General features: G+C 72.8%; 25 protein-coding genes and 1 tRNA gene. 6 read left to right on the top strand and 20 right to left on the bottom strand.

Annotated elements, in window-relative coordinates; translation table 11 throughout:
- The first annotated feature begins 96 nt into the window (after positions 1-96).
- Positions 97-885, top strand: a complete 789-nt coding sequence (locus tag BM223_RS01730) for a TetR/AcrR family transcriptional regulator (protein WP_082003817.1) — start codon at positions 97-99, stop codon at positions 883-885.
- Positions 886-904: 19 nt separating this feature from the next.
- Here BM223_RS01730 and BM223_RS01725 read toward each other — a convergent pair whose 3' ends face one another.
- A complete protein-coding gene (locus BM223_RS01725) occupies positions 905-1,522 on the bottom strand; it encodes a TetR/AcrR family transcriptional regulator (RefSeq protein WP_038682114.1) in 618 nt (205 codons plus the stop codon).
- 114 nt (positions 1,523-1,636) lie between these two features.
- On the opposite strand from BM223_RS01725, the gene BM223_RS01720 reads away from it, so the two are divergent.
- Together BM223_RS01720 and leuC are read left to right on the top strand one after the other, a co-directional pair.
- A complete protein-coding gene (locus tag BM223_RS01720) occupies positions 1,637-2,218 on the top strand; it encodes a VOC family protein (RefSeq protein WP_038682115.1) in 582 nt (193 codons plus the stop codon).
- A gap of 13 nt (positions 2,219-2,231) precedes the next feature.
- Positions 2,232-3,644: a 3-isopropylmalate dehydratase large subunit gene (gene leuC / locus BM223_RS01715; protein WP_038682116.1), complete on the top strand. Its 1,413-nt coding sequence runs from the start codon at positions 2,232-2,234 to the stop codon at positions 3,642-3,644.
- Positions 3,645-3,777: 133 nt separating this feature from the next.
- Here the strand turns inward: leuC and BM223_RS01710 are convergent, their stop codons facing one another.
- The 17 genes from BM223_RS01710 to BM223_RS01630 form a co-directional block, all read right to left on the bottom strand.
- Positions 3,778-5,025: an HNH endonuclease signature motif containing protein gene (locus BM223_RS01710; RefSeq protein WP_143128541.1), complete on the bottom strand. Its 1,248-nt coding sequence runs from the start codon at positions 5,023-5,025 to the stop codon at positions 3,778-3,780.
- A 120-nt stretch (positions 5,026-5,145) separates the two neighbouring features.
- A complete protein-coding gene (locus tag BM223_RS01705; RefSeq protein WP_200887023.1) occupies positions 5,146-6,081 on the bottom strand; it encodes a ketopantoate reductase family protein in 936 nt (311 codons plus the stop codon).
- Entirely contained in the window at positions 6,081-7,247 is a 1,167-nt protein-coding gene (locus BM223_RS01700) for an enolase C-terminal domain-like protein (RefSeq protein WP_038682118.1), read from the bottom strand. Before BM223_RS01700 ends, BM223_RS01705 begins: the two co-directional genes overlap by 1 nt.
- Positions 7,248-7,304: 57 nt before the next feature.
- Positions 7,305-8,042 (bottom strand): GntR family transcriptional regulator, encoded by a 738-nt coding sequence (locus BM223_RS01695; RefSeq protein WP_038682119.1) that lies wholly within the window; start codon positions 8,040-8,042, stop codon positions 7,305-7,307.
- A 27-nt stretch (positions 8,043-8,069) separates the two neighbouring features.
- Positions 8,070-9,611, bottom strand: coding sequence for an AMP-binding protein (locus BM223_RS01690; protein ID WP_038682120.1), 1,542 nt, complete (start codon positions 9,609-9,611; stop codon positions 8,070-8,072).
- A gap of 10 nt (positions 9,612-9,621) precedes the next feature.
- Positions 9,622-11,160, bottom strand: a complete 1,539-nt coding sequence (locus tag BM223_RS01685) for a class I adenylate-forming enzyme family protein (protein WP_052139075.1) — start codon at positions 11,158-11,160, stop codon at positions 9,622-9,624.
- A complete protein-coding gene (locus BM223_RS01680; protein ID WP_052139076.1) occupies positions 11,160-12,224 on the bottom strand; it encodes a branched-chain amino acid ABC transporter permease in 1,065 nt (354 codons plus the stop codon). Before BM223_RS01680 ends, BM223_RS01685 begins: the two co-directional genes overlap by 1 nt.
- A 13-nt stretch (positions 12,225-12,237) precedes the next feature.
- Positions 12,238-13,128: a branched-chain amino acid ABC transporter permease gene (locus BM223_RS01675; protein ID WP_038682123.1), complete on the bottom strand. Its 891-nt coding sequence runs from the start codon at positions 13,126-13,128 to the stop codon at positions 12,238-12,240.
- Entirely contained in the window at positions 13,121-13,933 is an 813-nt protein-coding gene (locus BM223_RS01670) for an ABC transporter ATP-binding protein (protein WP_052139077.1), read from the bottom strand. Before BM223_RS01670 ends, BM223_RS01675 begins: the two co-directional genes overlap by 8 nt.
- Positions 13,926-14,687, bottom strand: coding sequence for an ABC transporter ATP-binding protein (locus tag BM223_RS01665; protein WP_038682124.1), 762 nt, complete (start codon positions 14,685-14,687; stop codon positions 13,926-13,928). The genes BM223_RS01670 and BM223_RS01665 overlap by 8 nt, the downstream gene beginning before the upstream one ends.
- A 7-nt stretch (positions 14,688-14,694) precedes the next feature.
- A complete protein-coding gene (locus tag BM223_RS01660) occupies positions 14,695-15,948 on the bottom strand; it encodes an ABC transporter substrate-binding protein (RefSeq protein WP_038682125.1) in 1,254 nt (417 codons plus the stop codon).
- An 88-nt stretch (positions 15,949-16,036) separates the two neighbouring features.
- Positions 16,037-16,573 carry a DoxX family protein gene (locus BM223_RS01655; protein WP_052139078.1) on the bottom strand — a complete coding sequence of 179 codons (537 nt, stop codon included), beginning with the start codon at positions 16,571-16,573 and terminating at the stop codon, positions 16,037-16,039.
- A 145-nt stretch (positions 16,574-16,718) separates the two neighbouring features.
- The gene (locus BM223_RS01650; protein WP_141267625.1) at positions 16,719-18,578 is read right to left on the bottom strand and encodes a glycoside hydrolase family 18 protein; all 1,860 of its coding nucleotides are present in this window, start codon (positions 18,576-18,578) and stop codon (positions 16,719-16,721) included.
- Between the two features lie 53 nt (positions 18,579-18,631).
- Positions 18,632-19,981, bottom strand: a complete 1,350-nt coding sequence (locus BM223_RS01645; protein ID WP_052139080.1) for a threonine/serine exporter family protein — start codon at positions 19,979-19,981, stop codon at positions 18,632-18,634.
- A gap of 61 nt (positions 19,982-20,042) precedes the next feature.
- Positions 20,043-20,966: a hypothetical protein gene (locus BM223_RS01640; protein WP_038682126.1), complete on the bottom strand. Its 924-nt coding sequence runs from the start codon at positions 20,964-20,966 to the stop codon at positions 20,043-20,045.
- Positions 20,963-21,325 carry a hypothetical protein gene (locus BM223_RS01635; protein ID WP_038682127.1) on the bottom strand — a complete coding sequence of 121 codons (363 nt, stop codon included), beginning with the start codon at positions 21,323-21,325 and terminating at the stop codon, positions 20,963-20,965. Before BM223_RS01635 ends, BM223_RS01640 begins: the two co-directional genes overlap by 4 nt.
- Positions 21,326-21,452: 127 nt before the next feature.
- Positions 21,453-21,542 (bottom strand) — tRNA-Ser (locus tag BM223_RS01630).
- Between the two features lie 151 nt (positions 21,543-21,693).
- Between BM223_RS01630 and BM223_RS01625 the strand changes: the two genes are divergently transcribed.
- From BM223_RS01625 to BM223_RS01615, 3 genes are all read left to right on the top strand, one after another.
- Positions 21,694-22,902 carry a GAF domain-containing protein gene (locus BM223_RS01625; RefSeq protein ID WP_038682128.1) on the top strand — a complete coding sequence of 403 codons (1,209 nt, stop codon included), beginning with the start codon at positions 21,694-21,696 and terminating at the stop codon, positions 22,900-22,902.
- A 100-nt stretch (positions 22,903-23,002) separates the two neighbouring features.
- Complete coding sequence (exaC, locus tag BM223_RS01620) at positions 23,003-24,526, top strand: acetaldehyde dehydrogenase ExaC (protein WP_038682129.1); 1,524 nt, start codon at positions 23,003-23,005, stop codon at positions 24,524-24,526.
- A complete protein-coding gene (locus BM223_RS01615) occupies positions 24,526-24,900 on the top strand; it encodes a DUF779 domain-containing protein (protein ID WP_038682130.1) in 375 nt (124 codons plus the stop codon). Before exaC ends, BM223_RS01615 begins: the two co-directional genes overlap by 1 nt.
- Here BM223_RS01615 and BM223_RS01610 read toward each other — a convergent pair.
- Positions 24,851-25,471: a TIGR03086 family metal-binding protein gene (locus BM223_RS01610; RefSeq protein WP_200887024.1), complete on the bottom strand. Its 621-nt coding sequence runs from the start codon at positions 25,469-25,471 to the stop codon at positions 24,851-24,853. The two genes, BM223_RS01615 and BM223_RS01610, sit on opposite strands and share 50 nt — an antisense overlap.
- On the bottom strand, positions 25,468-25,899 hold the full coding sequence (locus BM223_RS01605; RefSeq protein WP_038682132.1) for a nucleoside deaminase: 432 nt from the start codon (positions 25,897-25,899) through the stop codon (positions 25,468-25,470). Before BM223_RS01605 ends, BM223_RS01610 begins: the two co-directional genes overlap by 4 nt.
- Positions 25,900-25,903 lie beyond the last annotated feature (4 nt).

Genomic DNA, 25,903 nt, shown 5'->3' with positions numbered 1-25,903 from the left:
CTCGAACGGTGTTCGATTCTCGAACGACGTTCGATAACATAGAACAGTGTTCGATCCGACGCAAGACGCACCCGCCCGATGTGATGGGATGAACTCATGGCAGCGGCACCAGGACGAGGCGACACCCCCGTGACGGCCGGCGCGACCCAAGCGCGCGGGACGGCGCGAGCGGGCGCGGCACGGGCCGGCGCGGCGCGGGCCGGCGGCGGACGCCGACGGGCGTCCCACTCCCTGGAGGCGGTCATCGGCGAGGCGGTCGCCCTGCTCGACGAGGCCGGCGAGCCGGCGCTGACCTTCCGCGCGCTCGCCGCCCGGCTGGGCGGCGGCGTCGCGAGCATCTACTGGTACGTCGCCAACAAGGACGAGCTCCTCGACCGGGCCACGGACCACGTCCTGGCCGGCGTCCTCGTCGACACCGAGGGCTTCACCGGCAGCCCGGACCCGATCGACGACCTGCGGGCGATCGCGGTGTCGCTCTTCGGCACCATCGTCGAGCGACCGTGGCTGGCGGCGTACTTCATGCGCGACACGGCCACCCAGCCCAACGGTCTCCTGCTCTACGAGCGGATGGGGCAGCAGGTGCTGCGCCTCGGGCTGACCCCGCGGCAGAGCTTCCACGCGGTGTCGGCGGTCCTCGGGTTCGTGATCGGGATCGCCGCGGACCTCGGGCAGCAGCCGCCGCAGGAGGTCCTCGACGGCAAGGTCACCCGGGACGACTTCCTGGCGCGCTACGCCGCCGAGTGGCGGGCGCTCGACCCCGCGGCGTACCCGTTCCTGCACGTGGTCGTCGACGAGTTCGCCGACCACGACGACGCCGACCAGTTCCGCGCCGGGCTCGACCTGCTGCTGGCGGGACTACGGCTCCAGGCCCAGAACCCGGACTAGTCCCCGGTCGGGCCCGACCTCACTCGATCCAGTAGATGGCGTGGTACCAGGCGTTCGCGAGCGTCGTGATGCAGGCCTCGTCGTCGACGCGCGCCGCGCGGCCGTTGGCGAGGTTCTCGTAGCAGAACATGTTGAGCATCGCGACGATGGCGCGCGCGGTCAGCGCGGCATCGGCTCCCGGCGCGAACCCGCGCTCCTGGGCCCGCGCGACGGCCCGGGCGATGCCCGCCTCGGCCTCGGAGCAGATCTCGTCCCAGACGGCCGCGAACTCGTCGTTGATCATGGCGAGCTGGAAGACGCCGACCATCTCGGCCAGGCGTGCCCGGTACGTCTCCCAGTGCGCGCGCGCCGCGGCCTCGACCCGCTCGCGCGGGTCCTTGCCGACGACCCGCTCCGCCTCGGCCAGGCGCTCGCGCGCCTCGTCCTGGAACTGGCGGGCCCAGTGCTCGAGCAGCGCTTCCTTGGAGTCGTAGTAGTTGTAGAACGAGGCGGGTGACTTGCCGGCCTCCTTGACGATGTCGGCCACCGTCATCTTGAGGAAGCCCTTCTCGGCGATGACCTTGCGCGCGGCGGCGTCGATCGCCTCGAGGGTCTGCCGGCCCCGCCGCGTGGGACGGGGCGCCTGCGTGCTGGTCACAGGTCAGTTCTACCGGAACCCGGGCGGGGATCCGGCGATCCCGTCTTCCTGGCGCAAACCTGAATCTGATGTTAGTGTCAGGTTCTACCTCGGGACGACCGGAAGGACACCACGATGAGCACCTCCGCCAACGCCAACACCCAGTTCGAGCTGCGCGGCTTCAACCACGTGGCCCTGGTGTCCTCGGACATGCAGCGCACGGTCGACTTCTACAGCGGCATCCTCGGCATGCCCCTCCTCAAGACGCTCGACCTGCCCGACGACCTCGGTCAGCACTTCTTCTTCGACGCCGGCAACGGCAACTCGCTCGCCTTCTTCTGGTTCCCCGACGCGCCCGACGGCGTCCCCGGCATCTCGGCGCCGGAGGAGAAGCCCGGCTTCGGCGAGTGGACGAGTGCGGTCAGCTCGCTCAACCACGTCGCCTTCGACGTCCCGCCGGAGAAGTTCCAGGAGTACCGCGCCAAGCTCAAGGCCGCCGGCGTCCGCGTCGGCCCGATCGTCAACCACGACGACAGCCCGTCGCAGGTGGCGCCGGAGATGCACGACGGCGTCTACGTGCGCTCGTTCTACTTCCAGGACCCCGACGGCGTGCTGCTCGAGTTCGCCTGCTGGATGCGCTCCTTCGGACCCGACGACCTCGGCACTCCCCCGCGCACCGCCGCCGACCGGAGGCTGCGCGCCGCCGTCACCGGCTGACCCGGCTGACCCGGTGGGCGCGCGCACGCTCCTCGACAGGCTCTGGGACGACCACGTCGTCGTCCGCGGTGACGGGGACGGCGCTCCCGACCTGCTGTACGTCGACCTGCACCTGCTGCACGAGATGACCTCGCCGCAGGCGTTCGCCGGGCTGCGCGCGGCCGGGCGCGGCGTACGGCGGCCGGACCTCACGGTGGCCACCGAGGACCACAACGTCCCGACCACCCGGCCGCTGCCGCTGCCACTGCTCGACGGCGTCGCCGACCCGCTGAGCCGGCTCCAGATGGAGACCGTCCGGCGCAACTGCGCCGAGTTCGGCGTCCCCCACCACCCACTGGGCTCCGCGGGCAACGGGATCGTCCACGTGATCGGACCCGAGCAGGGGCTCAGCCAGCCCGGTCTGAGCATCGTCTGCGGCGACTCGCACACCTCGACGCACGGCGCCCTCGGCGCGCTGGCGTTCGGGATCGGGACGAGCCAGGTCGAGCACGTGCTGGCCACCCAGACGCTCTGGATGGAGCGACCGCGCAGCCTGGAGGTCCGCATCGACGGCGTGCTGGGGCCGGGGGTCACCGCGAAGGACCTCGCGCTCCACGTGGTGCGGGCGATCGGCGTCAACGGCGGCGCCGGGTCGGTGCTCGAGCTGCGCGGCAGCTGCGTCGACTCGCTCACCGTCGAGCAGCGGATGACGCTGTGCAACATGAGCATCGAGTGCGGTGCCCGCGGCGGGCTGATCGCTCCCGACGCGACGACCCTCGCCTACCTCGCCGGCCGGCCCTTCGCGCCGACCGGGCCGGACTGGGAGGCCGCAACGGCGTACTGGCGGACGCTGCGCAGCGACGACGACGCCGTCTTCGACCGGTCGGTCGTGATCGACGCGGCCGACGTCGTCCCGACCGTCACCTGGGGCACGAACCCCAGCCAGGCCGTCGCGATCGACGACGTCGTCCCGACCCCCGCGCCGGACGACGACGTCGCCGCGCGGGCGCTGGCCTACATGGACCTCTCCCCCGGGACGCCCATGCGCGCGATCGCCGTCGACACCGTGTTCATCGGCTCCTGCACCAACGGCCGGCTCGAGGACCTGCGCGCGGCGGCGGACGTCGTCCGGGCGAGCGGGCGCCCGGTGGCGCCCGGCGTGCGGGCCTTGATCGTGCCGGGATCGGCCGCGGTGGTCCGGGCCGCCGAGGCCGAGGGACTCGACCGGGTGTTCACCGGCGCCGGCTTCGAGTGGCGCGGCTCGGGCTGCTCCATGTGCACCGCGATGAACCCCGACGCCCTCGGGCAGGGCGTCCGCTCGGCGTCGACGACCAACCGGAACTTCGAGGGCCGCCAGGGTGACGGCGCCCGCACCCACCTGGTCTCGCCGCAGGTCGCGGCGGCGACGGCGCTCGTCGGACGGCTGGCCGCGCCGGTGGATCTCTGAGGGGCGGACTCGGGGCGCGGCTTGGGGTGGGCTTGGCTTGGCGAGGGTCGGCTTCGGCGCCTCGCGGGCTGGGGTCTTCTTTACTGATGGCGTGGTGGCGCGCCGCAGTGGTTGCGGTACCTGGGTGCGGTGGTCAGTGGGTGTCTGGTTGTTGCCGGTACACCGCTGGCTCGGGGTCTTCGCCGGAGTCTGAGTGCTCTTGTGGGTGTGTTCCGCGGTGGCTCACCTCGAAGTGGAAGCCGGACGGGCTTCGCCAGACGTAGGTGCCGATCGTGGTGACCTGGTAGCGCCACTGGCTGTGGGTCTTGGCGCGATGGTGACGCCGGCACAACGGGACCAGGTTGCACGGGCACGTCGGCCCGCCCCGGTTGTGGGGTGTGGCGTGGTCGAGGTCGCAGCGCATCGCTGGTCGGGTGCAGTACGGGAAGCGGCAGGTGTGGTCGCGGAGCTCAACGGCTTGGCGGTGGCGGTCGGGGATCTCGTAGGCCGTCACCGGCACATGGTCGGCGAGGTCGATCACCGGCCGTACCGTCACCGACATCCCGGGCTGGGCCAGCCATTCACGGATCTGCTCGGCGCTCACGGGCTGCTGGTCCCACCGGCCGACCGGGTTGGCGCCAACCAGCGTCGCATCAGTGATGTGGACGTTGAGCACGGCTCGGCGGCTAGGGGCGCCGTCGGAGCCGAGGTCCAGAGTGAGGTCGTTGCGGGCGAGGTCGCCCAGCGCCTGGGAGCGGCGCACGTCCAGGCTCGCCTCGTTCCCGAGCCGGCCGAGCAGCGTGGCGCGGCGGCTGATCGCGTCATCCAGGTCACGGCCGTCGGCCGCATCAAGGAGACCGTCGAGCCGCACCAGCCCATTCGTGTCCGGCACCCCCACCTCGACGTAGCGATGGTCGGTCGCCGCCGAACGCTCGGCCTCGTAGCGCTCGGGGTCGAACCGGATGACCGCCTCCGCGATCAACCGCTCCAGCTGCGCCCAGCCGACCCCGGTGGCATTGAACAGCTGCCGGTCCACGAACGCCGCGGCCGCAGGGCAGAGGGGGCGAGTGGCCTCCGCGATCCGCTCGGCCCGCCACGGCGCCAACCGCCCCGCCACCACCGACGCATAGACCTGCGGCAGGCGCCACGCACACTCCAGCACCCGGCCGACATAGACCCGGCCGCCATCAGGGGAACGGCCCAGCACCGCCACGAGCTCCATGAGCGCGAACTCCGAGACCAGCGGCGCACCCTCACCCGCGATCGGCAGACCCGTGTCGACGAAACCGTCCCGGATGGTCGCAGCGCCCACCGCCTCAGCCGAGCCCGCCACCACATTGCCAGCGGCCCACTCCACGATCCCCGCCCACTCGGCGACCACCGACTCCTCGCGCTGCTCCACACCCGCACGCAGGCGGGTGAGCAGCGGGGTGAAGGCGGTCCGAGAAGCCATACCCATATTAGATCAGGAGGGTCCGACACAACCCCGAGATCGCAGGCGAAGCCGCAGAGGACCAGCCAGCTAGAAGCCCGCCTCGCGCGTGCGCACCAACCCGGTGAGCGTCGCGTTGACCGGGGCGGTCAGACCCACCTTGGCGGCCTCGCGTGGGATCGCCCCGTTGATGACAGCGATCTCGCTGCGGCGGCCGGCCTCGATGTCGAGGAGCGCGGAGGGCTTGGCGGCCGGCATCTGGGCGCCGAACGCGCGGACGTGCGCGACCGGGTCCGGGACGTCGATCCCGATCCCCAGCTCCCGTGCGGTCTCCCAGGCCTCGGTCGCGGCGGCGCGGCTGATCGGGCCCATCTCGTCGTGGTCCATGACCTCGCCGACGGTGAGGCCGGTCAGCGCGCAGGGTGCGCTGTAGGCGACATTGCAGATGAGCTTCTCCCACTGCATGGCGGCGATGTCGTCCACCGCGGCGGCGTCGAAGCCGCCGGCCCGCCAGGCCGTGGCGACCCGCTCGACGTCGGCGGAGGGCAACCCGGAGTAGGCGCCGAAGCGGAGGGCCTTCATGGCGTTGTGGTGGACCCGGCCCGGGGCGGTGAGCGAGGCGCCGAAGCCGCTGGCGATCCCGACGGCGAGGCGGTCGGGTCCGAGGACGCCGGCGACCTGCTCGGCCGAGCCGAGGCCGTTCTGGATCGTGAGGACGACGGTGCCGTCGTCCAGCAGCGGGGCAAGACCGGAGGCGGCCGGCACGACGTCGGCGGCCTTGACGGCCAGCACCACCAGGTCGACCGGTTCGGCCGGTGGCGCCGGGAAAGCCCGTACCTGCGCGGTTCTCTCGCCGTCGGGCCCCGAGAGGGCGAGTCCGTCGCGGGCGATCGCCGCGACGTGGTCGGCCCAGGCGTCGACGACGAGGACGTCGTGCCCGGCGCCGGCGAGCCGGGCGGCGTAGACCGAGCCCATGGCGCCGCAGCCGACGACGGCGATGCGCAGCGGAGCGTCCGTGCCGGCCATCAGGCCACCAGCTTCGCGATCTCGTCGCCCAGCCCGACCTTGGCCTCCAGGCCGAAGCCCGGGTGGTCGGCGGGCCGGATCAGCCCGTCGGCGAGCACGCAGTCGTCGCTGTAGCCGCCGAAGGGCTGGAAGACGCCGGGGTACGCCTCGCACCCGCCGAGCCCGAGACCCACGACGATGTGCAGGTTGACCAGGTGCCCCCCGTGCGGGACGGCGGCGCGCCGGTCGAAGCCCGCCTCCTCCATGAGCGCGATCATCGCGGCGTACTCCGTGAGCCCGTAGCTGAGCCCGGCGTCCATCTGCAGCAGGTCCCGGTCGGGCCGGACGCCGCCGAAGCGCAGCAGGTTCGCGACGTCCTGGCGCGAGAAGAGGTTCTCGCCGGTCGCGATCGGGCCGTCGTACGCAGCGGCGAGCTCGGCGTGGAGCGCGAAGTCGAGCGGGTCGACGGCCTCCTCGTACCAGCGCAGACCGAGCGGCGCGAGCGCGTCTCCGTAGGCCAGGGCGCGCTCGCGGTCGAACCGACCGTTGGCATCGACGGCGACCCGGTCACCCCCGCCGGCCGCGGCGACGGCTGCCTCGACCCGGCGCAGGTCGTCGGCGAGCGGCAGGCCGCCGATCTTGATCTTCACCGCGGGATAGCCCGCGTCGAGGTAGCCGCGCACCTCGTCGGTGAGCCGGGCGAGGTCGTCGACCGCCTGGTAGTAGCCACCCGCCGCGTAGACCGGAACCCCCGCAGTGACGGGCGTCCGGCCGTGAGCACGCGCGATGGTGGCGTACGCCGGCTCGTCGTTGGCCTTCGCGATCAGGTCCCAGCACGCCAGCTCGACGGCGCTGGCCGCCGCGGCGCGATCGCCGTGCCCACCGGGCTTCTCGTTGCGCAGAGCGCAGTCGAGGACCCGCGCAGGGTCGAGCAGTCCGCCCTCGGGAGCCAGCAACGACGCCGGGTCGGCGCCGAGGACCCGCGGGATCATCCGCTCGCGGAGGATGCCGCCCTGCGCGTGCCGGCCGATCGAGTTGAACGCGACACCCGTCAGCGGGACGCCGTCGCGCACGACGTCGCTGACCACGGCGACCAGCGAGACCTTGTGCTCGGCGAAGCTGACGACCGCGTTGGCGATGTCCCCCTGCAGGGGGACGTCGACCTCGCGGATCTCGGTGATGCGCACTTCTTCCTCATTTCTAGGGGGTTTCCCGGGATGGTGATGGGGTGGAGCGGAGCGGTCTCAGCCGCCGGCGCGCTCCATGGAGACGGTGAACTCGAAGCGGTCGGCGGGGTGCACGGACACGGTCACCTGCGCGACGTCGCCCGAGCGCTCGACGTAGCGGCGCACGATCTGGAGCGCAGGACTGCCCACCTCCGCGTGCAGTGCCGCGGCCAGGTCGGCCGACAGCGAGCAGGCGCGGATGCGCTGGTCGACGCGGACCGTCATCCGGCCCGTGCACTGCTCGACGATCTCGTTGATCAGCCCGTCGGGACGGGCCATCCGGTCGCCGACGACGAGCGCGACATCCGGGTCGAGGTAGACGTCGGTGTGGCAGAGCGGACGCTGCTCGTCGAGGCCGCCGACCTCGTCGAGCCGCAGCATCCGCAGGTGCACCCACGGCCGGCCCCGCACGCAGCCGAGCAGGGCGGCGAGGTCGTCGTCGGCGACGACCTCGCACTGACCGAGGACGCTGCGCCGGGTCTCGGTGGAGTACTGGACGAGCTCGTTCATCGTCGTCACGGTGCGGGCGTAGCCGGTGGTCGGCCGCACCGACTCGACGCGCGTCCCGATCCGGCGGCGGCGCGAGACCATGCCCAGCCGCTCGAGCGAGTCGAGAGCGGAGCGCACGGTCGCCCGCGAGACGGCGTACGCCGACGCGAGCTCGACCTCCGGCGGCAGCTGCGAGCCCACCGGGTAGGTGGCGTCCTCGATCCGGCGCGCGAGCGACCGGGCGACCTCCTCGTACCGTGCGACCACTGTTCTCCCCCTCCTCGGCGTCGTCCGTCAGGCGATCTCGCGCGAGCGCCCGGCCCAGTACGGCGCCCGCAGCTCGCGCTTGAGCAGCTTGCCGCTCGGGTTGCGCGGCAGCGCCTCGACCAGGTCGACGGACGTCGGGCACTTGTAGTGCGCCAGCCGCTCGCGGCAGTGGGCGACGAGCTCGGCCGGGTCGGGACGACGGTCCCCGGGGATGACGACGGCCTTGACCGTCTCACCCCACCGCTCGTCCGGCACCCCGATCACCGCGACGTCGCGCACGTCGGGGTGCGTCATCAGGACGTTCTCGACCTCGACCGGGTAGATGTTCTCGCCGCCCGACACGATCATGTCCTTCACCCGGTCGCACAGGAACAGGTAGCCGTCGGCGTCCTGGTAGCCGGCGTCGCCGGTGCGGAACCAGCCGTCCTCGCGCAGCACGGCGCTCAGCTCGCCCGGCTGGTTGCGGTAGCCGGCCATGATCAGCGCGCTGCGGGTCCAGACCTCGCCGGTCTCGCCCACGGGGCACCGCTCCCCCGTCGCCGGGTCGAAGACGCCGAGCTCGACGCCGGGCACGGCAACGCCGGCCGAGGCGAGCCGCTCCCCGCCGCGACGGTGGTCGTCCGGGCCGAGGAACGTGATCGGGCCGCAGGTCTCGGTCATGCCGTAGCTCTGGATCAGGTCGCAGTCGAACAGCTCGCGCGCGGCGTCCGCGACGGTCGGCGACATCGGCGAGCCGCCGTAGATCAGCGTGCGCAGCCGCGGGTACGAGCGCTCCGCGGCGTCGGGGTGCTGCACGAGCGACTGGACGACGGCGGGCACGGTCAGCGCGTGGTCGACCCGGTCGCCGGCGAAGACACCGAGGACGACGTCGGGCCGGATGTCGAGCACGTAGAGAGACGTCGCGCCCAGACCGAGGCAGTAGAAGATCCAGCCGGTGCCGGAGAGGTGGAAGATCGGCGCCGGCACCATCACCACGTGCCCCTCGGCGATGTCCCACGGCGCGGGCGCCGCGAGGTTCGCCGCGATCGCGCGGTTCGGCAGCTCCACGCCCTTGGGACGCCCGGACGTGCCCGAGGTGTAGATGAGGAAGGCGATGTCGTCCGGCTCCGGCTCCAGCGCCGGTACGGCGTCCTGCTCGGCCAGCCACGCGTCGTACGGCCGCTCGTCGCCGCCGGGCAGCAGGACCCGCGCGGCGCCGTCCTCGGGCACCGAGCGGCCCAGCAGCGGCAGGAGCTCGGCCTCGACGACGAGCACGGCGACGTCGGCGTCCGCGAGCACCGCGGTGGTCTCGTCAGCACTGAGCCGCCAGTTGAACGGGATCGCGGCCGCACGGCGGAAGGACGCGGCGGCGAGCACCTCCGCCCAGGTGACCGCGTTCTTGCCGATGAAGCCGACCCGGCCACCGGGGCCGACGCCGTGGGCGGCGAGGCCGCCGGCCAGGCGGCTGCTCGCGTCGAGCCAGCTCGCGAAGGTGTGCTCCGCGACGCCCTCGACGGCGACGGCGGGCGCGTCCGGCCGCTCGCCCGCCCAGTGGCGCAGCATGCTGCCGATCGATCGGTGGTGGTCCATCGGGTCCTGCCTATCTCGTCGGGGGAACGGTGTCCACGAGCTGGCGCCGCAGGTCGACCTTCAGCACCTTGCCGAGGGCGTTGCGGGGCAGCGCGTCGATGACCTCGAAGCCGCTGGGGCACTTGAAGCCGGCCAGCCGCGCACGGCAGAACGCCCGCAGCTCGTCGGGGTCGAGCGTGGCGACCGCCGGCTCCGGGACGACGAACGCGAACGGCGTCTCGCCCCAGTGCTCGTGCGGCCGGGCGACGACGGCGACCTCGGCGACATCGGGATGGTCGAGCAGCGCGCGCTCGATCTCGGCGGGGTAGATGTTCTCGCCGCCGCTGATGATCATGTCCTTCGCACGGCCGACGATGCTGAGGTAGCCCTCGGCGCTGAGGATCCCGACGTCACCGGTGCGGAACCAGCCGTCGTCGGTGAACGCCCGCGCGGTCTCGTCGGGATCGCGCCAGTACTCGGCGATGAGGTTCTCGCTGCGCACGTGCAGCTCGCCGGGCGTGCCGTGGGGCACCGCGACGCCGGACGCGTCGACCAGCCGGGCCTCCCAGCCGAGCACGACCTGCCCCGCCGAGGCGAGCCGCGCCGTCCCGGCGACGTGGTCCTCGGGCCGCAGCACCGACAGGAAGCCCTGCAGCTCGGTGCTGCCGTAGATCTGCCGGAAGCGGCCGCAGACCCGGCGCACCGCGCGCTCCAGCAGCTCGGGGGCGATCGGCGCGGCGCCGTACTGGATCTCGCGCAGGCTGGAGAGATCGGCGTCCTGACGCCGGGTCTCGAGCGTGTCGACGAGCATCTCGATGATCGTCGGCGCCGCGGTGAGGAAGTTGATCCGCTGCCCGGCGATCGTGTCGATCACGCGGTCGGCGTCGAAGCCGTCGTGGACGACGAGCGTGCCGCCGGTGAGGAAGCACTGCATCGCCTGCGCGAAGCCCGCGAGGTGGAACAGCGGCATCATCACCAGGTGGTTGCTGCCGCGCACCTGGTCGCCGATGTCGATCGCGAAGCCCGCCAGGTTGCGGATGAGCGAGCCGTGGTCGAGCGGGATCACCTTGGGCCGGCCGGTCGTCCCGCTCGTGTGCATGAGCAGGGCGACCTCGTCGACCCGCAGCCGCTCGTCGGGCCGGGCGGGCGGATCACCCACGAGACCGGCAGCCGCCAGCCAGTCGTCGGTGGCCGGACCGTCGACCACCCGGGTGGCACCGGGCAGCACGTCGACCAGCGCCGTGGACGTCGGGTCGGCGAACACCCCGACCGGCGCGGTCATCGCCAGCAGCTCGGCGACCTCCGGCGCGGTCATCCGCCAGTTGAGCAGCAGGGGCAGCGCACCGATCCGCACCAGCGCGAGGGTCTGGACGAGCATCTCCGCGCTGTTGCGCGAGAGCACCGCGACGACGTCGCCGCTGCGGACGCCGCGTTCGTGCCAGCCGCCGGCACGCGTCTCGACGAGCGCGTGCAGCTCGCCGTAGGTGAGCGCGCCGCGGTCGTCGCGGATCGCCACCGCGTCGGCATCCGCGCTGGCCCGCCAGTCGAGCACGTGGATCCAGGTCTGCATCAGGCCACCTCCGCCAGGACGGGTTCGGGTGCGCGGTCCGGGGCCGGACGGCGACGTGGACCGGCCAGCAGGCCGAGCGCCCGGTCGAGCCCGCCCCGGGCGAACATGATCACCACGATGAGCAGCGCGCAGTAGATGAACACGCTCATCACGTTGGCGTCGATGCCGCCCTCGCCGACCTGGGACAGGAACGGCAGCCGGTCGGCGTACTGGCCGAGGACGCGGGGCAGCGCGGTCACGAAGACCGCGCCGGCGACGGCGCCGCGGACGCTGCCGAGGCCGCCGATGATGATCATCACCAGGTAGTCGGTCGAGAGCTGGAAGCCGAAGCCCTGCGGCGTCACGAACTGGGTCGTCAGCGCAACGAGGACGCCGGCCGCGCCGGCGTACAGAGCGGCAAGGAAGAAGGCCGCCGCCCGGCCGCGCCGGACGTCGATCCCCAGCGCCGAGGCGCCGATCTCGCTCTCCTTGACCATCGCCAGCGCGATGCCGGGACGGCCCCGCACGACATTGCGTGCCGTCACGTAGGCGACGACGAGCACGAGCAGGCCGAGCCACCAGAGCTTCTCGGCCGCGCCGAAGGGCACCTGTGCGACGACCCACGGCTCGGTGTCGCCGAGGTTGACGCCGAGGACGTCGAGCTCGGGCACCGACCGGCCGACGTACCCGCCGCTGATGCCGCCGACCTCCTGCAGCACGTGCTGCCAGATGAAGACGAGACCGATGGTCACGACGGCGAGGTAGAGGCCGTTGACCCGGCCCGAGAGCGGGCTGAGCACGAGGCCGCCGAGCGCGGCGAGCCCGATCCCACCCAGCGCGGCGAGGGCGGGCGGCCAGCCCAGCCCCCAGGCCAGGTCGCTGGAATCGGAGGCCAGCACGATGTAGCCGTAGGCCCCGATCCCCACGAACACCGCGTGGGCCAAGGAGATCTGGCCCGCGACACCGACGAGAAGGGTGAGCCCGATGGCGGCAACGCCGGCTGCCATGGCGAGCGCGCCCAGCTGCAGCCAGAAGCCGTCGAGGTAGTACGGCGCGATGAGGAGCACCACCAGCAGCGCACCCACGAGAACACGGGACCTAGACACGCTGCACCTGCTTCGCGCTGAAGAGACCCTGCGGCCGCAGCAGCAGGACGACGAGCAGCAGCACCCACGCGGAGATCCCCGACAGGTTGTGGGCCCAGCCACCGAGGGAGCCCTCGTAGGTCGCGGCGAACGCCTCGACCATGCCGAGCATCACGCCACCGACGAGAGCGCCACCGACCGAGCCGAGACCGCCGATGACGGCCGCAGGGAAGGCACGGAAGGCCGTGTCCGCCAGGGCCGGCGTCACACCGGGCGTCGGGAACGACGCGAGGAACAGGCCGGACAGGACGGCGAGCGCCCCGCCGATCGCCCAGCTCGTCCACGAGACGACGGACAGCCGGACCCCCATCAGGGCGGCCACCTCGCCGTCCTGGTTGCTCACCCGCATCGCCAGCCCCCAGCTGGTGAAGCGGAACAAGAGCAGGAACACGGTGATCGCCAGCACCGCGACGACGAGCGCGATCAGGCGCACGGTCGGCATGGTGATCGCGCCGATCTCGACGACGTCGTTGCCGATCGGGTCGCGCAGCGGCAGCGTCTCGGTGCCGATCCGCCGGCTGACCTCGGTCACGACGAGGAGGTTGAGACCGAGCGTGAGGATCGTCAGCGTCACGTGGTCGTGGGTGCGGCTGTTCCGGAGGAAGACCGTCTCGGCGACGACAGCGACGAGCGCGCCGGTGAGCAGGCCGGCGACCACGCCCACGAGGTAGCCGTGGCTCTCGCTGACCACCGAGGCGACGTACACGCCGACGAGGAGGAACGCCCCGTGCGCGAAGTTGAGGACGCCGGTCGCGCGGTAGATCACCACGAAGCCGAGCGCCATGACGGCGTAGAGCGCGCCGAGCGAGAGGCCGCTGGCGAGCGCGTTGAGCAGGCTATCCACGGGAGACGACCTCCTCTCGCCCGTCGCGCACCTCGGCAGGATCGGCGCCCAGGTAGGCGGCGATCACCACCGGGTCCTGCTGGATCCGCTCGGGGCGGTCGTCGGCGATGACGCGTCCCGACTGCAGGACGGTCACGTGGTCGGACAGGCTCATCACCAGCTCCATGTCGTGTTCGACGAGCAGCACCGTCAGCCCGAACTGCTCCCGGCACTCGCGGATGCGCTCGCCCAGGGCGCGCGACTCCGCGTCGTTCATCCCCGCGACGGGTTCGTCGAGGAGCAGGACCTCGGGCTCCGCGCAGAGCGCGCGGGCGATCTCGGTCTTCTTGCGCAGGCCGTAGGGGAGGACGCCGACCGGGTCGTCGAGATGCCCCTCCAGACCGAGGATCTCGGCGACCGAGCGCACCACGTCGTCGTCGGTACGTCGTTCCCGGCGCGCGGCGGGCAGGGCGAGCGCCGTCGCGAGGAGACCGGCCCGCGTGCGGTGGTGCCGGCCGAGCCGGAGCACGTCGGCGACGGTGAGCGCGTCGGGCAGGACGAGGTTCTGGAAGGTGCGCGCGACGCCGCGGCGCACGATCCGGTGCCGGGGCACCCGGTCGAGGCGCTCGCCGGACATGCGCACCGTGCCCGCGGCGAGCGGGTAGAGACCCGTCATCGCGTTGAAGCAGGTCGACTTCCCGGCCCCGTTCGGGCCGATGACGGCGTGGATGCTGCCCGGCGCGACCGCGAACGAGACGTCGTCGAGGGCGACCACGCCGCCGAAGCGCACGGTGAGGCCCTCGGCCTGCAGGATCGGCTCAACCATGGGGGTTCCCTCCGGTCGGTACGGCCGACGCGGTGTGCTTGCCGAGGCTCACCTCGAGCAGGAGGTCGGACGTGGCCAGCTCGTCGGCCGGCCCCTCGGCGACGATCGCGCCGCCGTGCATGAGGTAGGCGTGGTGCGCGACCGACAGCGCGAGCTTGGTGTTCTGCTCGACGAGCAGCACGCTCGTGCCGGCGTGGTTGACCTCGCGGACGGTCTCCATGATCTGGCGCGCGACCAGCGGTGCGATGCCGAGCGAGGGCTCGTCCATGAGCAGGACCCGGGGGCTGCTCATGAGCGCCCGGCCGATGGCGAGCATCTGCTGCTCACCGCCCGACAGCAGCGCCGCGGGCTGCTGCGCCCGGTCCGCGAGGATCGGGAACAGCTCGTGCACCCACGCCTTGGTCCTGCGTGCCTGCGGCCGGGAGCGGACCGACAGCGCGCCGGCTGCGAGGTTGTCCTCGACGGACAGCTGGCCGAAGACCCGCCGTCCCTCCGGCACCTGCACGATGCCGGCCCGGACGATCCGGTCGGCCCGGCTGCGGGTGAGGTCGAGACCCTCGCCGTGCGCGGTGCCCGCGACGACCCGGCCGCCCTGCCCGCCGAGGATCCCCGACAGGGCCCGGAGCAGCGTCGTCTTGCCGGCACCGTTGTTGCCCAGCAGGGCGACGATCCGCCCGTCGTCGACCCGCAGGCTGACGTCCTGGAACACCTCCGCGGCGCCGTAGCGCACGGCGAGAGCCTCGACCTCGATCATCACGGACCTACTTCACGTAGCCCTGCGACTCGGCGTACGCCGCGGCCGCGTCGCTCTCCTCGGGGCCGGTGACGATCACCGCGCCGCCCTCGGCGGCCGGGTCCGGCTTGAGGATGAAGCTGGCCAGCGACGGCGCGGCGCCCGGGGTGGAGTAGTCGAGGTCGACGCCGAGACCGTCGGTCTCGATCTTGCCGACCTTGGCCATCGAGTCGGTGATGCTCTGCGGCGTCAGGTCGCCGTCGTCGCAGGCCTGCTGGAGCGCCTTGTGCAGCACGCCCGCCATCAGGTAGCCGGCGGCGACGGGCGCCGTGATCGGCCGGCCGTCGGCCTGCTTCTCCCACGCGGCGAGGAGCTCCTGGACCGCGGGCGCGTCGGAGCTGAACGGCGCGCTGTTGGAGGTGAGCAGGACGTGGTCGACGATCGCCTCCTTGGCGGCGCCCTGGACGTCGCCCTGCGAGAGCAGGTTGGTCGCGAGGATCGTGACGTCGTACCCGCTGGCGGCGGCGACGGACGCGGCGGAGACCGTCGGCCCACCTGCCGTGCCCATCACGATGACCTTGGCGCCGGCCCGCTTGAGCGTGTTGACCTGGGCGGTCGCGTCGGTCGCCGTGCTGTCGATCTTGGTGTGCTCGACCTTCAGCCCGAAGTGCTCGGCGGCGCCGTCGACGCCCTTGGTGACGGCCTCACCGATGCCGTTGGGGTAGGCGATGACGCCGATGGTGTCGCCCTTGGCGAGGGTGCCCTCGTCGACCAGGTGGCTGATCCCGTTGACCGCCTCGACGTCGTACGGCGTGCCGGGCATGAAGGCCTGGTGGACGGCGAGCAGGAGCGGGTCGTAAGAGCCGGCCATCACCGCGAGGCCGTCCTTCTTCAGCCGGCTCTCGAGCGTGATCGCGTCGGTGCCGGGCGACAGGTTCGCGACAGCCGCGACGTCGCCGCTGAGACCGGTGTACTGCGTCATCGTCTCCTGCGAGTTGTACTTGTTGTCGCGCGCCTCGATGGCGATCGTGCGGTCGCAGACACCGCCGTCGGCGTTGACCTTGTCGAAGTAGAGCTTCACGCCCGCGACGCCGTCCTGGCCGAGCCCGCCGATCGGTCCGCTCAGCGGCACCAGCGCGGCCAGCGTGATGGAGTCCTTGGTGACGCCGGCGCCCGTCTTGACGCCGTCGGCGCCGACCCCGCCGCCGGAGCTGTCGTCCGCCTTGGACGAGCAGGCCGAGACCGCGAGGCCCAGGGCGAGCGCGGGGGCGACGGCTTTCACGAACGATTTCATGTGTTCTCCCAGGTACGACGGTGTGACGGATGGGTGAGCTCGTCTGGGCGCGCCCGGACCGCGCGCAGGACGTTTCTTAGGAAGGGCGGCGCTGCTGCCGGACGGCGCGGACGGCGACGAGCGCGGCGGCTCCGGCGAGGCAGACGGCGAGCGCGGCGGCGCCCGACCAGGCCGGCAGGTCGAGGTCGAGGGCCGCGTCGAGCGACCAGCCGCCCGGGCCGACGAGGGCGAGCGCCGCGCCCGCGACGCCGAAGGTCAGCGGCAGCTCGAAGCCCCGCCGGGCCGCCCACACGCCGTACGGCCAGTGGACCGAGCAGGCGACCACCATGACCGCGGCGACGACCGCGCCGGCGAGCGGTGTGGCCAGCCCGGTGATGAGCAGCACGGCACCGGCGGTCTCGGAGACCGACGCGACGACGACCATCGGCCGGCCGGGCCGGTAGCCGACCCGGTCGAAGATCGCGGCGGTGGCCGCGAGGCCCTCGCCGCCGAGCCAGCCGGCCGACTTCTGCACGGCGTGGCCGAGGACGAGCAGACCGACCACGACGCGCAGGAGGAGGAGCCCGGCGTCGACCGAGGCGCCGTCCTGCAGTGCGTGCGCGACCAGTGCCATCCCTCGACCTCATTTACGAATCTGATTTCAGGTTTAGGTATGTATATGACGCACGTCACTGCCACGTCAAGGTCCGGACCAAAAGAAGACGGGCCCCCGCCGGAAGCGGGGGCCCAATGGTGCGGACCTAGACGAGCGAAAGGGGTCAGCGACGCAGGAAGGCGTCCCCGATCGCGTCGAGCAGCGGGTTGCTGCCGTCGGGCAGCGCGCCGTAGTTGAGCGTCCAGACGATCGTGCCGCCCGCGCCCCCGGCCGCGACGTAGTCCGCCTTGGCCGCGATCGACTCCTCGTCCTCGTAGGACAGGAAGCCCGCCGGGCGGCGCGGGGGCAGCCCCGGCTCGGTGGGCGGCACGTAGCCGCCACCTCGGTAGCTGCGGTACGTCGACGAGGCGTCGGCGTCGAAGCGCCGGGTGCCGTGGCTCAGGTAGCCGAGCTCGACCAGCCGGGTGTAGGACAGCGCGACGTCGTTGGTCTCGTAGACGTCGTTGGTGCCGGTCGGCTGGCGCGGGCCGGTCACGGTCGGACCGTAGTAGATGCCGTAGAGGCCGATGCCCAGGCCGATCTTCTCGCGGGGCGCGCCGGCGGCGACGTACGCGTCGATGCTGCTGTCGATGCTCACCGGCGTGGTCGGGGACTCGTCGTCCAGGGCGCCGGAGAACCAGGACTCCCAGCCGTCGCCGTTCCACGTGGTGCCGATGCCGTAGGACATCAGGTTGTACTGGTCCACCAGCCACGGCATCCGCCCCTGCCAGGCCTCGACCTTCCCGCCCGGCTCGAGGTGGTTGGTGTTGACCGGGTAGCCGGGGAAGGTGATCAGGCCGGGCTCCACGGCGTACCGGGCCCGGGTGGCCATCTCGGCCCGTACCTCGACGACGAGGGCGCTGAGCCGTCGGACCGCTTCGTCACGCGTGATCCGGACGCCGCACTCCCAGGCCTCGCCGCCGAGGCAGTTCTCCCAGTCCACGTCGACCCCGTCGTAGTCGTGCGCCACGAGGTAGTCGACGAGGTTGCGCACGAACACCGGCCGCACCGCGTCGGCCGTCGACGCGACGAACCCGCGGCCGTCGAAGCCGTCGCCGCCGAGCATGAGCAGCGCCTTCGCGCCGGCCGCGTGCGCGCGGTCGACGAGGTGGTCCTCGACCGTCGTCCCCGGGTAGGGCGACGCGGCCGGGTCGTGCGCGGAGCCGGCGCCGGGCACGACGGCCCCCGGGACACCGTCGAGCGAGCCGCCGCCCGGCGCGACCCGGCCGAAGACGAAGTGGGTGAGGTCGCTCATGTCGACCTCGTCGGGCGCGTACTCCTGGTCCCAGAACCAGCCGGCGTAGTAGCCGGTCACCCACGGCGACTCCGCTCGGGCGCGGAGCTGGACGGTGGTGGTGGCCGCGGGGGTGCCGGCGGCCTTGACCCGGTAGGTCGTCGTCGCCTCCGGCGTGACGAGGAAGGACGCGCGGCCGCTCCGGTTCTCGACCGCGGTGCCCAGCGTGTGCCAGTGACCGTCGGCCTCCCGGCGCTGGAACGTCACCGTCGCACCGGGCCGGGCGGGCCGGCTCGTCGCGGTGACCGGCACCCGCGTGCGCGGGCTGGTCGCGACGGGCGCGGACGCGGTCGTCGTGCGGGCACCGGGGAGCACCCGTACGACGACCGGCCGCGAGACGCGCTGGCCGACCCGGACCCGGAACCGGGTCGACGCGGGCACCCGGACACGCAGCGCGAACCGCCCCACACGATTCGGCCGCACCCGCTGCACCCGCTCCCAGCGACCCGCCCGCTGCCGTTGCAGGACGACGGGCGGGCGGGCGGACGTCGTCCGGGTGCGGCCGCGGAGGATGACGGTCGCACCCGGGACGACGGGGCCCGTCGGGCCGGTGAGGGCCGGCCGCGACGGGCGCTGTGCCGACGCCGTCGTCGGCGCCCCGAGGACGAGGAGGGCGCTCGCGACGAGCGCGAGCACGGTGACCCCGACCCCGGAGACGCGGGGGCTTGGGAGAGCGAGACGGCGTGGCACCGGCCCAGCCTGGAGCGAGCGACGGCCCGGACACCAGGGGCAGCCGACCCGGATCAGCGGGACTCGGGGTCCCGGCGGCGGCGGTGACGCCGTACCCGGGTGACGCCGACCAGGCGCGGTCCGGCGAGCCGCGCCTCGACCCGCCGGGCCTCGCGCATGACCGGCTGGGCGACGTACTCACCGAGGATGACGCCGGACGCGAGCGCGATCGCGATCGATGCCGCGGTGACCATCGCGAGCAGGCCCTGGGCGGCCTGCTGGCCGCCCTCCTCACCGAGCAGGAAGAGACCGCGGTAGATCGACAGACCCGGCAGCAGCGGCACGACCGCCGACACCACGACCACCAGCGGCGGTACCCGGAATTGCCGGCCGACCGTGTAGCCGAACAGGCCGATCACGAAGGCCGACACCCCCACCGACCAGGTCCGCCCGAAGCCCGCCTCGTCCATGATCTCGGTCGCGGCGAGCGCCGCACCCCCGAGGATCCCGACGGGCAGCAGCGTGCGCAGCGGCGCGTACGACGCGAACGCGAACGCCGCCGCCGCGATCGCGCCACCGACGCCCACCGCACTCACCCCGACGAGGTCGAACCGCGGCAACGTCAGCCGCGGCACCTCCAGCCCCACCGTCGCGCACAGCGACAGTCCCCCGCTGACGCCCGCGATGATGCCCGCCGTCGCCAGCACCGCCTCGAGGATGCGCGCGCCACCGGTCACGAAGAAGCCCGACAGGGCGTCCTGGATCGCCCCCATGAACCCGATGCCCGCCAGCAGCATGATGATGTTCGCCGTCACGACCAGCGACGCGTTGAGGTGCACCCACGGCTCGGCCAGCCGGGTGCCGAGCGCCGCCAGCACCGTCGCGACCACCCCGCCCGCCACCTGCTGGTAGAAGCCCGGCAGCCGTCGCCGCGTCATCAGGAGCTGGAGCCGGTCGATGCAGATCGCCGCCAGCATCGCCACCAGCACCACCACCGGGCTGCCCCCCAGCTGCAGCCCGACACCCCCGCACATCAGCCCCCACCCGACCGTCGCCGCCCACCGCGGCCGGGCATGACCCGACGACACGATCTGGGCGAGCTGGGTCCGCGCCTCCTCGAGATCGGTCTTGCCCGCCACGACGTCCCGCACCAGGTGGTCGACCCGGGTCAGGTCCTCGTAGTCGATCTCGCGCTGGGTCACCTGCCGGATCTGCACCACCGGCGCCTCGTCCGGCCCCTGCTGCACACTCATCGCCAGTGACGTGAACGTGACGTCCACCTGCGTGTGCCGGATGCCGAGCGACCGGGCGAGCGCGCGCATCGTCGCGACGACGTCGGCCGCGCCGGCGCCGGAGGAGAGCAGCACCTCCCCGACCTTCAGGCAGAGGTCGAGCGTGCGGTGGAGAGTCCGCAGGTCGTCCATGGGGACATGTTTTCAGGTCCCCGGCGGGACGGCGGCAGCCCGTCAGCGGGTGTCGGTCACGTCAGCCGGGCATCGGGGCGTCGACGTCCGCCGCCCACTTGCGGAGGGCGCGGCGCTCGGACCGTCCGCACACGTAGCCGTAGCCGATCTCGAGGTTCCCGCGCGTCAGCGACCACTCGCCGTAGTAGGTGAGGGCGTAGCAGTCGGCCATCTTCTCCTCGCTGCCCTGGAACAGTCCCTTCGCCAGCAGCCGGTCCACCCGGCCGCGGCGGGCGTCGTACCGCTGCCGGTCGGCCCGCTGGTAGATGTGCGCGAGCTCGTGGACGACGATCATCCGCCGGTCCCAGTCGCCGCCGAACTCCCGCTCGCGGAGCAGGTGCACGGTGAGCGAGTCGCCCTTCGTGATGCAGCCCGACGTCCGCCACCCCTCCCGCTCGGACGCGCCGCACGCGGAGGCGGCGTCCCAGCGGATGTCGATGAAGCCGTCCCCCGCACGGTCGACGATCCCCTCGGTCAGCGAGCCGGACCGGTTGACCCGCCGCTTCTCGGCCGCGGCGATCCGCCGCTGCAGCTGCTGCCGCTGCCGAGCGGCCTGCTGCACCAGCGTCTGCGCCGAGAAGCTGCCCAGGTTCGGCTGGCCCGCGCGCTTCTCGAGCCGCTGGAAGGCGTCGAAGTCGGTCACCAGCGGCTTGACCGGGTTGCCGTCGAGCACCGCCGCGAGCGCGTAGAACCTCTCCCGCTCCGCCTCGAACAGCACCAGCTGCTCGGCCACCCCGGGCGCGGCCGTCGATCCCGCCTGCGGAGACTGCGCACTGCCCGGAGGCGTGCCACCGCCGTCGCCCGACGGGAGTCTGGTCACGACCACCCCGAGGACCACCAGACCCAGCACCAGCGCACCGGTCACCGCGAGGCAGCCGCACCCGGCGAGCCACCAGCCGACGCCGCTGCGGCGCGGGCGGGGGCTCGGCCGTGGGGGGACGGTCATGGGGACATCCGGTCGTCGGCCGGCGCTGCAGCGATCTCCTCCAGCAGAAGCTCCGCGGCAGCCGCGACCCGGATCCACGGCTCAGGGGCGTTGCTCCCCAGAGCTGCCTCGAGCGCAGCGCCGACCGACCGCGCTCGCTCCACCTCGTTGCCGCGCAGGAATGCACCCACCTGGTTCTCGGGTTCGTCGACCGCACCCGTGTCGTCCAGGAAGTCCAACACCTCGTCGAGCCGCGTCGCAGGGACGCGGGCTCCGGTCACGAACGATCTCAGCCAGACCGGGTCTGCGAGCTCCCCCAGCCGCTCGATGAGCTGGTCTCTCAGCCAAGGCGTGGAGAACTGCCCGTCACGTCCCACCATCGTCCCACCATCCTGCCACCATCGTCGACCAGGACATGGTCGTCGACAGACGACGAGGGGCGACGCATCGACCCACGAAATGCGAGCAGCCTCCGGCGAACTCGCCGGAGGCTGCTTGCGTTGGTGCTGGCGGTGGCGGAGGGATTTGAACCCTCGGTGGGCTTGCACCCACAAACGCTTTCGAGGCGTTCTCCTTAGGCCGCTCGGACACGCCACCGCGGGGAACCTTACCGGAGCGCCGCGCCGCGCCCGAAATCGCCCGCACCACGACCAGGCAGCGGCCGATGCAACCTCGTTGCAACGTACGACGGGCAGGGTCGGCGTGAGAGACCCTGGTCACGTGGGGGACGACGTTGTCTACTGAAGTCATGATTCCCGATGCCGCCCGGCCGCACATGCGGGCCGAGGTGGCGGCGTCGTGGGAGCGCTCGGCGGCGGCCGGGGTCGAGGTCGGGCAGGGCGATGCGCCGATCACGCTCGACGTCCCCGATCTGAGGGGACGGCGGGAGGCGCATCCGCTGGCGCGCGTGCTCCCGTTGCTGGACGACGTCCTGGGGCGCGAGGTGCGCGACTGCGGGGCGGTGATGGCGCTGGCCGATGCCGAGGGCACGTTGCTGTGGGTCTGCGGGACGCCCGAGACGTTGCGGCAGGCGGAGCGGATCGGGTTCGTCGAGGGCAGCAACTGGGACGAGCGGCTGGTGGGCACCAATGCGCCGGGGTTGGCGCTGGCGACCGGGCGTGAGGCGCTGGTGACGCGCGAGGAGCACTTCCGGTCGGCGGTGCGGTCGTGGAGCTGTGCGGCGACGCCGATCCACGATCCGCGGACGAGCCGGCTGCTGGGGGTGCTCGACGTGACGGGCGGCGATGCGCTCGTGGTGCCGCAGACGATGGCGATGGTGCGGGCTGCGGCGCGGCTGGCCGAGGCGGAGCTCGCGCGCCAGGCGCCACCGCCGGCTCCCAGCGACAGCCGCAGGACCGGCGTCCGGCTCCTGCTCGAGCTGCTAGGTCACGACGAGGCCCTCGTCACCGTGGACGACGGCCGCAGCCGCCTCTCCCGGATCCGGCTCAGCCGCCGGCACAGCGAGATCGTGGCCCTGCTCGCGGCGACGCCGGGTGGGCTGACCGGCGACGAGCTGGCGGTCCTGCTCTACGAGGAGGACGGCGGCACGTCGACCCTGCGCGCCGAGCTCAACCGGCTGCGCGGGCTGCTCGGCGACGAGCTGCTGGCCTCGCGGCCCTACCGCCTCGCCGCGCCGGTCACCGGCGACTGGCTGGCGGTCGAGGCGCAGCTGGCGGCGGGCGACCTCCGCGCCGCCCTCCAGGGGTACGGCGGCCCGGTGCTGCCGCGCTCGACCGCGCCCGGCGTCGTCGCGCTGCGCGAGCGGCTGGCCGCCTCGGTGCGCCAGGCGCTGCTCCGCTCGGGCACGCCCGAGCTGATGTCGGCCTGGACCCGGTCGGGGTGGGGGCGCGACGACTACGAGATGTGGCTGGCCCAGCGGGCCGCCGTCCCGGCGACGTCGCCGATGCGCGCGCTGGTCGAGGGTCAGCTCGCGCGGCTCGACGCCGAGCTCGGCTGAGACCGTCCCGGCCGGCGCAACGGGGCCGCAACGTTCCCGCTCCTAGCGTCGTGACCGCCGTCACAACCACGGCGTCCCGACGACACCCTGGAGCACTCACATGACCGTCTACGCAGCCCCCGGCCAGCCCGACTCGCTGGTCACCGTCGCCCCTCGCTACGGCCACTTCATCGGCGGCCAGTGGGTCGACCCGGTCCAGGGCGCCTACTTCGAGAACATCTCGCCGGTCAACGGCAAGCCGTTCACCGAGATCGCGCGCGGCACCGCCGAGGACATCGAGGCCGCCCTCGACGCCGCCCACGCGGCCGCCCCGGCGTGGGGACGCACGTCGACCACCGACCGGTCCAACATCCTGCTCAAGATCGCCGACGTGATGGAGGCGAACCTGACCGCCATCGCGGTCGCCGAGACGTGGGAGAACGGCAAGCCGGTCCGCGAGACGCTGGCGGCCGACATCCCGCTCGCCATCGACCACTTCCGCTACTTCGCGGGGGCGCTGCGAGCCCAGGAGGGCTCGATCGGGGAGATCGACGAGAACACGATCGCCTACCACTTCCACGAGCCGCTGGGCGTGGTCGGCCAGATCATCCCGTGGAACTTCCCCATCCTGATGGCGGTCTGGAAGCTCGCCCCGGCGCTGGCCGCCGGCAACGCCGTCGTCCTCAAGCCGGCCGAGCAGACGCCGTGGTCCATCCTCAAGCTCGTCGAGCTGATCGGCGACCTGCTGCCGGCCGGCGTCCTCAACGTGGTCAACGGCTTCGGTGTCGAGGCCGGCAAGCCGCTCGCGTCGTCGCCCCGCGTGGCGAAGGTCGCGTTCACCGGTGAGACGACGACCGGGCGGCTGATCATGCAGTACGCCAGCCAGAACATCATCCCGGTGACGCTCGAGCTCGGCGGCAAGAGCCCGAACATCTTCTTCGACTCGGTCGCGGCCGAGCGGGACGCCTTCTACGACAAGTCGCTCGAGGGCTTCGCGATGTTCGCCCTCAACCAGGGCGAGGTCTGCACCTGCCCGTCGCGCGCGCTGGTGCAGCGCTCGATCTACTCCGACTTCGTGCACGACGCGGTCAAGCGGGTCGAGGCGATCAAGCAGGGCAACCCGCTCGACGACACCACGATGATCGGCGCGCAGGCGTCCAACGACCAGCTCGAGAAGATCCTGTCGTACATCGAGATCGGCAAGGACGAGGGCGCGAAGATCCTCACCGGCGGCGAGCGCGCGGTGCTGGACGGCGACCTGGCGGGCGGGTACTACGTGACGCCCACCGTCTTCGAGGGCGACAACTCGATGCGCATCTTCCAGGAGGAGATCTTCGGCCCGGTCGTCTCGCTCACCGGCTTCGACGACGAGGCCGACGCCCTCGCGATCGCCAACGACACGCTCTACGGTCTCGGCGCCGGCGTCTGGTCGCGGGACGGGGCGCAGGCCTTCCGCGCCGGCAAGGCGATCCAGGCCGGCCGGGTGTGGACGAACAACTACCACGCGTACCCCGCGCACGCGGCGTTCGGCGGCTACAAGCAGTCGGGCATCGGCCGCGAGAACCACAAGATGATGCTCGACCACTACCAGCAGACGAAGAACCTGCTCGTGTCGTACAGCCCGGACGCGCTCGGCTTCTTCTGATGCCGGGCCGAGACCGCGTGGCGGTCACCGCTGAGGCGGCGGAGCTCGTCCGCCGCCTCACCGAGGCCAACGGGCCGGTGATGTTCCACCAGTCCGGCGGGTGCTGCGACGGGTCCGCTCCGATGTGCTACCCCGACGGCGAGTTCCTGCTGGGGGACGCCGACGTCCACCTCGGCGACCTCGACGTCGGCCTGGACCGGCCGGTCCCGGTGTGGATGTCGCGCGCCCAGCACGAGTACTGGTCGCACACCCACCTCACCATCGACGTGGTGCCCGGCCGGGGCGCGGGCTTCTCGCTGGAAGCGCCCTACGGCGTCCGCTTCCTCATCCGGTCGCGGCTGCTGACCGACCGAGAAGCCCGAGCAGACGCGTGAGCGGCGATGCGTCCGCCGGCACCGGGACGACGGGCCCGAACGCCGGCGCACGCATCGCCACCGCCTCGGGCGTCGAGAACGGCTCGGCGAACGCCAGGCAGGACGCGACGTCCTCGTCGCGGACGACGAACGGCAGGCCGAGTGCCGTCGCCAGGTCCCACCCGTGGACGACCACCTCGTCCAGCGCGACCGCGGCGGCCTCGGGCGCCGGCATCAGGAAGGGCCCTGCCTGGGTCTCCCCCTCGTAGGCCCCCGGCGCCGACCACGCGGCCGCGAGCTCGGCCAGGTCCGCGTCGATCCGCGAGCGCCAGCCCGGCTCGAGCCGGGACGCGTCCCCGCTGCCGCCCTGCTCGGAGCCCGGGACCGGCTGCTTGCGGGCCGCGCCGGTGAACGCGATCGCGAGCCCGCCCACGTGCTCGACGAGGTCGCCGACCGTGTAGTCGGGGCAGGGCGTGCGGGCGGCCAGCTGCTCGTCGGTGACCGCGGCGACCAGGTCGCGCAGGGTCGCGGTGGCGGGGGCGAAGTCGATGGGGTCCATGACGTCGTGACCGCCCGCGGCCGGCCGACTCATCGGTGCTCGGCGAAGAACCCGTCGAGCAGGGCGACCGACTCGGCCTCCAGGACGCCCGCCAGCACCTCGGGGCGGTGGTTGAGCCGGCGGTCGCGGACGACGTCCCAGAGGGAGCCGACGGCGCCGGCCTTGTCGTCGTACGCACCGAAGACGACCCGGTCGACCCGGGCCAGGACGGCGGCGCCCGCGCACATCGTGCAGGGCTCGAGGGTGACGACGAGGGTGCAGCCGGTCAGCCGCCACTCGCCGCGGGCGCGGGCGGCCTCGCGCAGGGCCACCACCTCGGCGTGGCCGGTGGGGTCGGCGTCGCGCTCGCGGACGTTGCGGCCGGTGCCGACCACGGCGCCGGAGGCGTCGAGCACGACCGCGCCGATCGGCACGTCGCCGGTGGCGAGCGCCGCCGATGCCTCGGCCAGCGCGGCCCGCATCGGC

This window comes from Pimelobacter simplex (assembly GCF_900114845.1).
GTDB lineage: Bacteria > Actinomycetota > Actinomycetes > Propionibacteriales > Nocardioidaceae > Nocardioides > Nocardioides simplex.
The sequence above is the reverse complement of the archived record's forward strand: the minus strand, read 5'-3'. Positions and strand labels throughout refer to the sequence as shown.

Excerpts from the sequence above, each read along its gene's own strand:
- BM223_RS01645 (WP_052139080.1), bottom strand. The coding sequence starts at position 19,981 with ATGGACGACCTGCGGACTCTCCACCGCACGCTCGACCTCTGCCTGAAG.
- BM223_RS01690 (WP_038682120.1), bottom strand. The coding sequence starts at position 9,611 with ATGGACCACCACCGATCGATCGGCAGCATGCTGCGCCACTGGGCGGGC.
- BM223_RS01610 (WP_200887024.1), bottom strand. The coding sequence starts at position 25,471 with ATGAGTCGGCCGGCCGCGGGCGGTCACGACGTCATGGACCCCATCGAC.
- BM223_RS01685 (WP_052139075.1), bottom strand. The coding sequence starts at position 11,160 with ATGCAGACCTGGATCCACGTGCTCGACTGGCGGGCCAGCGCGGATGCC.
- BM223_RS01730 (WP_082003817.1), top strand. The coding sequence starts at position 97 with ATGGCAGCGGCACCAGGACGAGGCGACACCCCCGTGACGGCCGGCGCG.
- BM223_RS01615 (WP_038682130.1), top strand. The coding sequence starts at position 24,526 with ATGCCGGGCCGAGACCGCGTGGCGGTCACCGCTGAGGCGGCGGAGCTC.
- BM223_RS01705 (WP_200887023.1), bottom strand. The coding sequence starts at position 6,081 with ATGGCCGGCACGGACGCTCCGCTGCGCATCGCCGTCGTCGGCTGCGGC.
- BM223_RS01640 (WP_038682126.1), bottom strand. The coding sequence starts at position 20,966 with ATGACCGTCCCCCCACGGCCGAGCCCCCGCCCGCGCCGCAGCGGCGTC.
- BM223_RS01655 (WP_052139078.1), bottom strand. The coding sequence starts at position 16,573 with ATGGCACTGGTCGCGCACGCACTGCAGGACGGCGCCTCGGTCGACGCC.
- BM223_RS01670 (WP_052139077.1), bottom strand. The coding sequence starts at position 13,933 with ATGGTTGAGCCGATCCTGCAGGCCGAGGGCCTCACCGTGCGCTTCGGC.
- BM223_RS01625 (WP_038682128.1), top strand. The coding sequence starts at position 21,694 with ATGATTCCCGATGCCGCCCGGCCGCACATGCGGGCCGAGGTGGCGGCG.
- BM223_RS01665 (WP_038682124.1), bottom strand. The coding sequence starts at position 14,687 with ATGATCGAGGTCGAGGCTCTCGCCGTGCGCTACGGCGCCGCGGAGGTG.
- BM223_RS01720 (WP_038682115.1), top strand. The coding sequence starts at position 1,637 with ATGAGCACCTCCGCCAACGCCAACACCCAGTTCGAGCTGCGCGGCTTC.
- BM223_RS01635 (WP_038682127.1), bottom strand. The coding sequence starts at position 21,325 with ATGGTGGGACGTGACGGGCAGTTCTCCACGCCTTGGCTGAGAGACCAG.
- exaC (WP_038682129.1), top strand. The coding sequence starts at position 23,003 with ATGACCGTCTACGCAGCCCCCGGCCAGCCCGACTCGCTGGTCACCGTC.
- BM223_RS01605 (WP_038682132.1), bottom strand. The coding sequence starts at position 25,899 with ATGCGGGCCGCGCTGGCCGAGGCATCGGCGGCGCTCGCCACCGGCGAC.